The organism is Paenochrobactrum sp. BZR 201-1 (genome assembly GCF_044987585.2).
GTDB lineage: Bacteria > Pseudomonadota > Alphaproteobacteria > Rhizobiales > Rhizobiaceae > Paenochrobactrum > Paenochrobactrum pullorum.
The window spans coordinates 1-11,137 of sequence record NZ_JBJDRZ020000035.1 but is presented as its reverse complement, the minus strand read 5'-3'; the positions used below and the strand labels follow the sequence as shown (position 1 = coordinate 11,137).

The 11,137-nt window shown below is 46.4% G+C and carries 6 protein-coding genes; 5 read left to right on the top strand and 1 reads right to left on the bottom strand.

Features of this window, described 5'->3' with window-relative positions:
- The 5 genes from ACI0FR_RS15250 to ACI0FR_RS15230 all read left to right on the top strand — a co-directional run.
- A partial coding sequence (locus ACI0FR_RS15250; protein WP_184224551.1) for an integrase core domain-containing protein occupies positions 1–92 on the top strand: 92 nt, incomplete at its 5' end.
- A 493-nt stretch (positions 93–585) separates the two neighbouring features.
- Entirely contained in the window at positions 586–3,843 is a 3,258-nt protein-coding gene (locus ACI0FR_RS15245) for a S41 family peptidase (RefSeq protein ID WP_374834068.1), read from the top strand.
- 133 nt (positions 3,844–3,976) lie between these two features.
- A complete protein-coding gene (locus tag ACI0FR_RS15240; RefSeq protein WP_404908961.1) occupies positions 3,977–7,414 on the top strand; it encodes an autotransporter family protein in 3,438 nt (1,145 codons plus the stop codon).
- A gap of 125 nt (positions 7,415–7,539) precedes the next feature.
- Positions 7,540–8,232, top strand: coding sequence for a response regulator (locus tag ACI0FR_RS15235; protein WP_404908958.1), 693 nt, complete (start codon positions 7,540–7,542; stop codon positions 8,230–8,232).
- Positions 8,229–10,076 carry a sensor histidine kinase gene (locus ACI0FR_RS15230; RefSeq protein WP_404908955.1) on the top strand — a complete coding sequence of 616 codons (1,848 nt, stop codon included), beginning with the start codon at positions 8,229–8,231 and terminating at the stop codon, positions 10,074–10,076. The genes ACI0FR_RS15235 and ACI0FR_RS15230 overlap by 4 nt, the downstream gene beginning before the upstream one ends.
- Before the next feature lie 267 nt (positions 10,077–10,343).
- Here the strand turns inward: ACI0FR_RS15230 and ACI0FR_RS15225 are convergent, their stop codons facing one another.
- On the bottom strand, positions 10,344–10,757 hold the full coding sequence (locus ACI0FR_RS15225) for a hypothetical protein (protein ID WP_404908952.1): 414 nt from the start codon (positions 10,755–10,757) through the stop codon (positions 10,344–10,346).
- Positions 10,758–11,137 lie beyond the last annotated feature (380 nt).

Genomic DNA, 11,137 nt, shown 5'->3' with positions numbered 1-11,137 from the left:
TATGGTTCGAGCATTACAATGAGCTTCACCCACATAAAGCTTTAGGATATCGTTCACCCCGTGAGTTTATCGCGGAGCAAATTAACCAGTAAAAATGGCCGATCTTTCGGGGGCAACTACAGTTTTATAATCATTATTTGTAATTGTTTCTTATGTATTTACCCTCTTAGTAATTGTTATAAAACTACCAGTTTTCAGGGATATTTTTGCAGGAAATATAGTGTTATAAATAATACTAGAAGTTCTCACATTCGTTTCGACGTGTTGTAGTCGATAGTTAAGCGGAAAATGTAGTATATGAGAGGAAAAAGCCTCGGGATTGATCGCGGTGATGGATCTTTCTATGCCTGACGGTTTAACCATTCGGAAAATTCTGCGCCTTCTTCCAATCTTGCCAACGTCAGAACAGTTAGTTTTACAAAAACAGGCAGTAATTGTGCAGCAATTTGTGAGAAATCAGAGTTAGTGAATGCTTCATTGTCGATACTTGGTATGGGTGTTTCGACGAATGGGGCAGTTTGGTTCTAGTATTACTAAATATGGCGTGAATGAAAATTTCAGCGTGAAATTCTGACGGAGACGGTCATGATAATGCAAAACTTCGTAATTTTTACTGCATTACTAACCCTGACCGTGATTGCCCCCAGTCAAACAAAAGCCGATTTTGACGGTGAGCCAGCGCGCTGGATTCAAAAACCGGCGCTATCACCAGATGGCAAACTGATCGCCTTCACCCATCGCGGTCAGGTTTTTCTGACGGATAATGATGGCGGGTTGTCAGTCGCAGTTTCACCGGCCAATGCTTATAGTCATAGTGTTGTCTGGGCTCCGGATTCTCAGCGGCTGGCTTTTGCTTCAGATGTGAACGGCAATGATGATGTTTATCTGGCTGATTTTTCTGGTAAATTGCAGCGCATGACCTATTCATCGGCGAGAGAAGTACCGACGAGCTTTTCTCCGGATGGTAAAAGCGTACTTTATACGGCTCTTCGGCTAGGAGATGCACAACGCAGTGTGCAGGGGGCTGCAACTTGGAAGCCCCAGCTTTACGTCGTAAATATTGCCAGCGGTCGCGAGTCACTGGTGCTGCCGAATTTTGCGCTTGAAGCCAGCTGGAATCCGAATGCTACCAAGCTGGTTTATAGTTATGATCCGTCAGCTGACCCCATAGAGCGCCAGCACAGAGTTGCGGCAAATGCCCGTCAATTATGGGTTTATGAGCGGGCTAGCGACAAATATGAGCGCCTTTTTGCTGTTGATGGCATTGATCGGCTTGATCCGTATTGGAGTGCAGATGGTCAATCGCTTTATTATCTATCTGAAGCTTCCGGCTGGCTAAATGTCTGGAAGCTAAATCTGGAAAATAAGCGCGAAGAGCAGCTTACCCATTTTGAAGGCTCTCCGGTGCGCGACCTAACCGTTGCTGATGACAATACAATTGCCTTTTCTTTCAATGGGCAGGTCCATACGCTCGCAGCGGATGCGGATAAAGCAGAGCTGGTTGATATCAATACGCTGGAACAGGGGATGAATCATCTCGTGAATTATCAAGCGTTGAGCAGTCAGAATTTTCAAAGCTCTCCTGACGGGCAGTATTTTGCACTGATAATCAATGCAGATGTTTTTCTTATTGATTTGAAAGGTAATTACCGGCAACTGACTAAAACAGCAGGCGAGGAACGCGATATTGTTTTCTCACCTGATGGTCGCATGCTAGCCTATGCGGCAATGCGCGATCATAAATGGGGCATTTATGGCATTGATCTTTCTGAAGATCAGGCAAATGGCAAGCTTGGCCTGACCTACGATGAAGTCCCGCTTGTTGTGTCTGCCAATAGTGATGCTCTCGATCCTAAATTCTCGCCTGATGGGAGTAAATTGGCTTTTTGGTCGGATCGTCGCGAGATCAAAGTCTTAGATCTGACCAGCAGAGAGATTGCCACGCTGTATCAGCCGTCAGATTATAACTCGGATTACTTTGACAGAAATGGTGAGTTCAGCTGGTCTCCGACCTCAAAAGATTTACTTGTTCCATGGCGTAGTATTGACGGATCAGGATTGAATCGTGTTGCAATCGTTCCCGCTGATGGCAGTGCCCCGATGCGTCCGCTGGCACTGGCTGTCCCTAATTTTTATGATGGCTTGTGGAGTGCGGATGGCACACAAATTATTGGCTTAACGACGCTTTATACTGCACGCAGCGCTGATAATCGCCATCAGAATTCGCGCTTCGATCTTTATCGCGCCTTTTTGTCTGGGCAGTCACGGCAGGATTTTCTGGCAAATGCCAAGGACGAAACCGATCCGAATGATGGGGAGCAACTGCTCAACCACTATACGCCGGATCGTCAGCGCAGCTTTTTGCTTGAAGAGCGCTTGACCAGCAATTTGCCAAAAATGGAATTGCTGGCCACTGCACCGGATGGTAAAAATTTGCTGGGTTTTTCCGCAATAGATGAGGGGCTGTCGGTGAATTTGATCAGCCTTGAGAATGGTGATTTACAGGAAGTGACAACAATTCCGGTGGCTAATCCGGAAGAGATACAATTCATCCACTACAACCCTGCTATACAAACAATTGATATTAAAACACCCACCCACATCATCCGAAGCTCTATAGAAGATCCGGCGCAGAGGGTAGAAATACCGCTTAATATCTTATTCACCCGAGATGAAAATGCCGCATTGAGCGCGGCATTTGAACAGGCTTGGGCTGATATTAATGACCGCTATTATGATGCGGCGCATGAAAATCGTGACTGGCAGCAGATCGGTGCCAAATACAGAGCCTATCTGCCCTCTATTGCCGGACCACGTGATCTTGAACGGTTACTGGCCGCCATGTTTGGCGAATTGTCGGCTTCGCATCTCTTTACGGATATGACAGCACCTGATCCAGCCCTTGTTGGGATGGGAACACAGAATGATGCTTTGGGGATTTATCTGGATAATGATTACACTGGTGCAGGGCGCAAAATCGCCGCCATCCTGCCCGGCGGACCGTTAGATCGACAAAAACTAAATATTGGTACAGGTGATATCATCACCTCGATTAACGGACAGCCAGTTCCGGAGGCTGGTGGCATTGACCGTTTGCTCGATATTAATGCGGGTCGGCGAGTCGTTGTTGGTGTTGCGGATAACAGCGATAATGGCGAGCGTCTTATTGAGGTTACCCCCATCCATTGGAGTGATGAGTTAATTTTGGCGAGCAAAAATCTAAGTGCTACTCGCCGTGCTATGGTCAGTAAGCTTTCCCGCCAGTGTATTGTGTATCAGTCTCTGGATGCGATGGATAATGACAATTACCTGTCTTTGCTCGGTACATTAATATCGCAGCGCGGTCTGGCAAAAGCAGCTCTGATCGATGTGCGGTCCAATAATGGTGGTAATCTGACACGTGAATTGATCACTCTGTTAAGCGGCAGTCCGGCCTTTAGCTATGGAGTGGATGGCCGTCCTCGTGAAAACGGTCCTGACAATGTCTGGCTCTGGCCAAGTGCAGTATTGGTTGACAGTTTCAGCTATTCTGATGGTTCAATTTTTCCGCAAGCCTATCAGGATCGTAAAATTGGCAAAGTCATTGGCGATGTGCTCCTCAATACTGGTACCGCAGTAACTACCGTCAACAGCAAAATCGTACCCGGACTGCAATATAGATTTCCGGTTTTGCCTTATCGTCATGCTGACGGGCGCAAATATGAAAATGGTATCATTACACCGGATATCGTCGTGGAATTTGATCCGAACCGTTTCAGTATGACATCTGATCCGCAATTAGAAGCGGCAGTGGCATCATTGATGCAAGACATCGGTGCTGACAGTGATTGCCGTGATAATTAGCTATCACTTGAAAACACTTTTTATAGTAAAACTACCAGTTTTCAGGGATGGATTTACAATAAAAATGTCGACATACATAAAAATAAGTGATGCACCGGCTCAATTTTAGATTGCCGTATTTGAGGGGAAAACAATGACATCCAGACTGATCGCCAAACTGACAATGTCAACTTGTCTTTCGGCCGGTGTACTCTATGGGGCAATGATTAATCCTGCCGCTGCGATTAACACGCATGTGGTCAATGATCCGCAAGGCACCCCCTTTATTCAGTTGCGGTTTTTCGATGTGGGGGATGGTGTCTTTGGTTTTGGCGATGAGTCCGAATGGGACTTAAGCGATTTATATAAAAATCAGATAATCGACGCGACAGGTTATTGGGCGGAAGTGATTAAACTTGTGCCCGGCAACAATCCTGCGATCATTAATGTCGGCGCATTAATTGGCGGGACGGGGGCGGCAGCTGGCAGCCATGCCGCAACTATGCTGGATGGTTCTCCGACAACAGTGCAAGCGGCATTGACCAATCAGTATTATACGAACCTGACGAATGGGGCGCATGGTGCAATCGTTGTTTATAATAAAGTCGGGACAGAGGACTGGTCACAAGCTCCATATACGCCCTCCCATATTGCACTTACCGCTGAAACATCGCTAGGCACCGTACTTATTCACGAAATAGGCCATGCACTTGGCGTTTTGTCGAATGCTTTCAGTTGGGAAGATCAAAATAATCGACTTGCAGCATTTTCTGCTGACGATTTTGGTCCTGGCTTTGATGTCTGGAGCACGCATTTACGGGATGATAATGATAACTTTGCAAGTGCTGGTCAGTTTATAAATTGTAAGGGTTGTTATGTTCCAGATGGTGAGGATGCTTTTGATGTCCGAAAAGATCAGGCCTATTTCACCGGCACCCATGTGAGCGAAGTGCTGAACGGAGCGATGAAGGGTCTGCCTATGCGGGTTGCGACGGATTACGGACCTTATGACGCTCCTTTTTTCAGTCATATTGAACTTAAAAATAGTTTGATGAGCCATCAGCTTTATCGCAATTATAGCACACTGATGGAAGCCGAGCTGGCTGCTTTGCAAGATATTGGTTACACAATCGACCGGCGTAATTTTTACGGGCATTCCGTTTATGGTGACGGGCTGACTATCATTAATAACAATCCGTATTTTGGACGAAATGCGGATGGCACTGCCTATACCGATAATACATATAACACTGCTGCTTTGGGTTTGGGGCTGCATGTCTATGGCAGTCATAATACCATCACCCAGAATGCAGATCTACTGTCTGTGGGGGCTGGCGGCGGCGGTATCCGTATTGATGGAGCTGCCAATAATCTGATTGTTGCCCCTGATGTGCAGGTGCATGCCAATGGTGCGAATGGCCGTGGCATCATGTTCGCTTATGGTAAAGATCACACATTAACCCATCGCGGAGATGTGCAAGCGATGGGTCACGACGGTATCGCGGTCAGCTTTGACTTTGGCCATAATTCACGTGGTGACGGAACGGGCTATCGTGGCTCTTATATTCTGGAACTTGATGACAGAGTGGAGGATCAGCGCGCTACTATTTTTGAGGAGCTGAATGGAGCCTTAGTTTCCACCTTCGACCTGACCGGCCGTGTTGCAGGTAAAAAGGCTGCAATCTTCATGTCTGAAAATGCCTTGGTGGGACAGATCAATGTCATGCAGGGTGCCAGCATTACTGGTGATATTATTTCCGAGTATGCAAAAGCAGATGACAATGGCAATTTGCGTTTGACTGAGCTGAGTTTCGGCTTAAAACCGGATGGAAATGGGAATTCAACGGGTGCAGCGGATGCAGATTTCAGGTTGGCCTATGATGGCAATATCACGGGCAAGAATATTTCGCTGCATCTTGATGGCGGTACAACACTGTTGACCGGTGACCATCAAGTCTTTGATGTCGATGTGGCACAAGCAGCAATGCTTTCCGGTCAAGGGATCTACCAGATTGATGCAACTCAGCAATTTCGCAACAGCGGGATTTTAAACCCTTCCGTTGCTGGTGCGGCCATCACCATTAACGGCAATTACATCCAATCAAACAGCGGTACCTTGCAGCTCGCATTCAATGATCAGCGTGACATCGCTAGCCTTGTTGTAAAGGGTGGTGCCGATCTCAATGGCACAATCAGTTTTGCGCCTGATCGCGGTTATTATCGCGATGGTTTTTCGCTCACATCTGACCAATGGTTGCAGCCTGACACAAAAAAAGGTTACTTCGCTGGAGTAACCACCTCATTGAACTCGCCAACACTCACCGCGACTGCTACACATGATGGCGATCTGGCTTATACGGTGGCGTTGAGCCGTGATGCTGATGCTTATTCGCAATATGCGGGCACTAGTGAAGACCGTGAAGTTGGCGCTGCATTGGATAGTCTCGCCATTAATGCTGCAGCAGAGCTTAAACCATTAATCACAGCACTGGATTTTTCTGCGCCTGACGGCTCAACCATTCGCTCAAGCCTGCCGCAACTAAGTGGTGAGGCCTATGCATCCGCAAGTGGCGTTTTGCTCAATGCCAGTGGCATCACCCGGTCATCGATCAATAATCGCCTGTCTCAGGCATTTGGCGGTACACCGGTTAATCCGGTGTCTGTGATGGCCTATGGCCCGAAAGCCAAAGCCAGTCAGGCAGGCAATGCCATTGATCATGTTGCGCCCGTCAATACGGCCGATCTTCAGCGCTATGCCGCATGGGGGGCAGCATTCGGCAGTTGGGCTACGCAATCAGCAACTGATAATGCCGCGCGCACCAAGTCGACCATTGGTGGGTTCATCACCGGTATTGACGGTGATGTTTATGATAGTTGGCGCTTAGGTCTTATGGCCGGATACAGCCGTTCAACCTTTAAAACGCCAAGCCTTTCTTCATCCGGCTCCAGCGATAATTATACGTTTGGTGCTTATGCAGGAACCGAATGGGCGACAGCACAAGGCGCGCTCGGCTTCCGCTCAGGGCTTTCCTACTCCTGGCACAATATCGAGATGAGCCGCTCGGTTGCTTTCAATGGCTATTCCGACAAGCTATCCGCTGATTATCATGGCGGTACGTTTCAGGTGTTTGGCGAGTTGGGCTATACGCATGATCTCAGCCCGCGTTCGATCATCGAGCCTTATGCCAATCTTGCCTATGTCCATGTCAAAACGGATAGTTTTACTGAAAAAGGCCATAATGGTACAGCGCTCAGCGTACAATCCGGCGCGATGGACACAACTCTCTCAACTCTTGGTATGCGTCTCTCGACCGGTTTTGAACTTGGCAATATACAGACAACCGCACGTGCTGATCTTGGCTGGCGGCATGCTTTTGGCGATGTGATCCCGTCATCAACCGCGAGCTTTGCTGCTGGTTCCAACGCCTTCACAACATCGGGCAGTCCGATTGGAAAAGATACAGCACTGATTGAAGCCGGACTTGATTTCGCCATTACGAAAAATTCCAAACTTGGTGTCTCTTATCAAGGACAGTTTGGTTCAGGTATCACTCAAAACGGCGTCAATGCCAATTTTAGCGTGAAGTTTTAAACTGAGTAAGAATAAACTGGATTTGGAGACCTGTATTTAGATAAATTTAGCCGTTAAGTTTCATGCGGCTAAATTTAACTGTATTAGATTGTGTAACCATTACGGCCTTCTTGAGGAACCAACCTATGTCTTTAGGTGCAATAGCGGTCAATCTCATTTTGCCTGCACCGGTACTTATCGTTGAGGACGATATGCAGGTTCGCTTGAGGCTGGAAAATCTTCTGCTACAATTTGGCTATAAAATTGACGCCCTTATTTTTGCTGCTTCACTGAGTGAAGCGCGCGCGCAATTGTCAGATCAGCCAGTCGCCTTGGCGCTGATTGATATTGGCTTGCCGGATGGTAGTGGTATCGATTTGATATCCGAGCTGAATACGAGTGATCCTGGCCTCTCCATTTTGGTTATCTCGGCATGGGCCACAGAGGACGTCATTCTAGGTGCCTTGCGTGCCGGTGCTGTCGGTTATGTGCTTAAAGAGCGGGATGATTTGGAGATTGCTATTGCATTGCGTAGTGTTTTACGCGGGGGTGCGCCAATAGATCCTTTTATTGCAAAGCGCATTATCGATGAACTGCCTTCCAAAGCACCTGAAAAAGACGGAGACAATAAAGACTTGTATCAGCAAGTGCTGACCGCACGCGAAAATCAAATTTTATTGCTGGTGGCCGACGGACTTGGCAATAAGGATATTGCAGATCATCTTTCTTTGTCGCGCTATACAGTTGAATGCCATATTAAACATATTTACCGAAAACTCGCAGTCTCTTCACGCACACGTGCTATTCATGCGGCGAGAGAGCGCGGTTTGTTAAAGTGAAGTGGCTGCTTATTATATGGTTCAGCCTTTTTGCTATGCCTGCTTTGGCAAAGACGACTACTGCGCAATGTTCCGCAGAGATCATTGATATTTCTGCCGCAAAAGCTGGTCCTGATGGACGTAAATCTGAAAATTTACGGTGGGAAGCCGTAACCTTACCAAATTATTGGAACCAATTGCATTCAGAATATTCAGATGAAGTTTGGTATCGCATTCATTGGCGACAGACATGTTCTGAAACAGGTCATAATCCTGTTGCGTTGTTCATACAGACAATCAATATGGCCGGAGAGGTCTACGTTAATGACCATTTCCTCTGGCGTGATAAGAATCTGACAGAGCCATTATCGCGCAGCTGGAATATGCCGCGTTATTGGGTTCTGCATAATGCATGGTTGACTGAAGGTATCAATACACTTTGGGTTAAAGCTGTTGGTGTCAAAGGACAAACACTTGGGCTAGGCTCTGTTATCATTGGTGAGCCAACGCAGGTCCAAAGTATTTATGACAACTACTGGTGGCGGCAACGTACTTTATATGTTGCAAATGTGATAGTTTCCGGCGTTATCGGTATTTTGTTTTTTTGTATCTGGATCATACGCCGTGATAAGACCTACTACGGGTGGTATGCATTTTCGTCACTGTTCTGGCTTGTCTTCATAGCTAATATTCTTGTGACCACGCCTTGGCCTTTTTCGAATTCTGTAACATTCGTAAGAGTTAACGCAATTGCCTTATTGCTGAATATTGCATGTTTTTGCATGTTTACATTGCGCTTTGGCGAGCTGGTTTTAAAGCGTTATGAACGCTTTTTATGGGGGATTTTCAGCGTACTTATTGGCGCACTCATTCTTACACCACAAGATTATCTTGGTGCGATCCAAATATCGAGTGTACTCGTTTCGTTAGGCTTTTTCTTGTTTAACTGTTTGCAGTTTCCGGTATTGACGTTTCAAAAGCGCAATCACGAATATTTTTTGTTCTCAATTTGCTTATTAGTACTTTTCGTGACGATTCAGTACGATGCGTTGCTCCTCTTTCGGCCTGATCCGGAAAAATTTCCAATATTGCCATATGCGAATATTGTCATCACATTATGCCTGGCGGGGATACTGGGGCTGCGTCAGGCGCATAATGTCAGACGCATTGAACGGTTTAATGTTGAATTAGCCGAGAGCATTGCGAACGCACGTTCAGAACTAGCCGTTACATTAGAGCGAGAACATTTCTTAGAGCTAAAAAATGCAAAATTAAGAGAGCGTTTGGATATCGCCCATGATCTTCATGACGGTATCGGTGGAACGCTCGTTCATATGATGGCAAAAGTTGAACAAGGCAGTGAGCAGGTTCACCGTCCCCAAGTCATTTCAATGTTGAAATTGCTTCGGGATGACTTGCGTCAAACCATCGATCATAATTCCAGCCCTAGCACTAAAGTTCCAGCTACGCCGCAGGAATGGATTGCCCCGTTACGTCATCGGTTTAGCATTCTTTTTGATGAGCTTGGCATTAAGTCCGACTGGCAATTTCCATCGGCTTGGCGGAGTACACCCAGCACATTACAATGTCTTGCACTCACACGTGTTGTTGAGGAGGCATTAACAAATCTCATAAAGCATAGTCGAGCGCAGCAGATGTGCTTTCGGTTGCAGCAAAGCCCAAATGAACTCGTACTTGAATTGGAAGATGACGGTATCGGATTTGATGTTTTAGCGGTACAAACAGCCAATATCAGTGTTGGTATGAGAAGTATGTCAACAAGAATTCTCAAAGTCGGTGGCAAGTTAGAAATTTCATCAACGCCAGGAAGAACCGTCGTAAAAGTGATTATTGCACAACTTTAATTTCCGATAGTCACGGACATTACAGTTGTGCCTGCTATCTTGTCTCTCCATAGACCAGCTAGCTGATAAGGCGGCTAGATATCTATCAACGCAACCTTTTAAGTGTGTTTAGGCGCGGTAGTGGCGTGCTGCGCGTCTCCGCTTATGACATCTAGTAAAATAGCTATATTTTCTAATGTAGCACTGAAAATTTTAGTAACGTGTCTTCTACAAATGGAAAGTTCTTTGTGTGACATCAATTCGGTTGCGTATTCTAATAGATAAGGCTTAAATTTCAATTGAGAATAAGTGTCGGTATCGGTAGTTGCGTGCCCCCGCAACCACTGATACCAACACTCCCGTAGCAATCGCTGCGGGTTTTGTTGTTTTAACAGTCTTTCCAATGGCTTGCCGCTCCGTCCAATTGAGGATCGTGCCCAGTTCGCCGTGCAGCGTTGCGTAAATCTCGCCGCGTTCGGGCCCCGGTGTGAGCGAAATCTTCTCGATCAGGCCGCGCAATGTCTCGGCTGCTTCCTGTCGCTCTTCCTTCCGATTGAGCGCCTTGGTCAGTGCCGAAACCTTCTTCGCATAGATCGCCGAGGTGCTTGGCAGAATGTCCGGTGTGGAGCCGTCATCACCACGCAGGGCTTGGAGCGCCATAGTGGTTTTAAATTTGTCAAAGAAGTTTTGTCGGGTAGTCATTTACGTATCCAATCGCTAAAGATGGATAAAACTTAGCAGACAGTCCAACTTTCCAGAATCACTTCACTTTAGGTGACTAGAATATTATCCGCTAAAATGAGTTAATCACTTAGTGCTTTGGAATTCAAAACGTCAATGAAGTATGAAATGCAGTCGTGATAGCTAGCCATGCGACTTATAAAAAACTTTGCGACAAACCCATAAAAATATCACCTTGCTTTTGCTATTATAAACGACTATCAGGTTTAAATAATATCTTATATTCTTGAGGTCAGCTGCTGTGTAGCGGTGTTTTAGTCCCACCTATTTTTCGTTTTTCTGATCTGTCATTGAAATTTCGCCAATATACATAGCGGAGTTTCTCCATGGAGCTTCGAATA

Bases quoted from the DNA above. Each gene is read 5' to 3' on its own strand.
- ACI0FR_RS15245 (WP_374834068.1), top strand. From the start codon at position 586: ATGATAATGCAAAACTTCGTAATTTTTACTGCATTACTAACCCTGACC.
- ACI0FR_RS15240 (WP_404908961.1), top strand. From the start codon at position 3,977: ATGACATCCAGACTGATCGCCAAACTGACAATGTCAACTTGTCTTTCG.
- ACI0FR_RS15235 (WP_404908958.1), top strand. From the start codon at position 7,540: ATGTCTTTAGGTGCAATAGCGGTCAATCTCATTTTGCCTGCACCGGTA.
- ACI0FR_RS15225 (WP_404908952.1), bottom strand. From the start codon at position 10,757: ATGACTACCCGACAAAACTTCTTTGACAAATTTAAAACCACTATGGCG.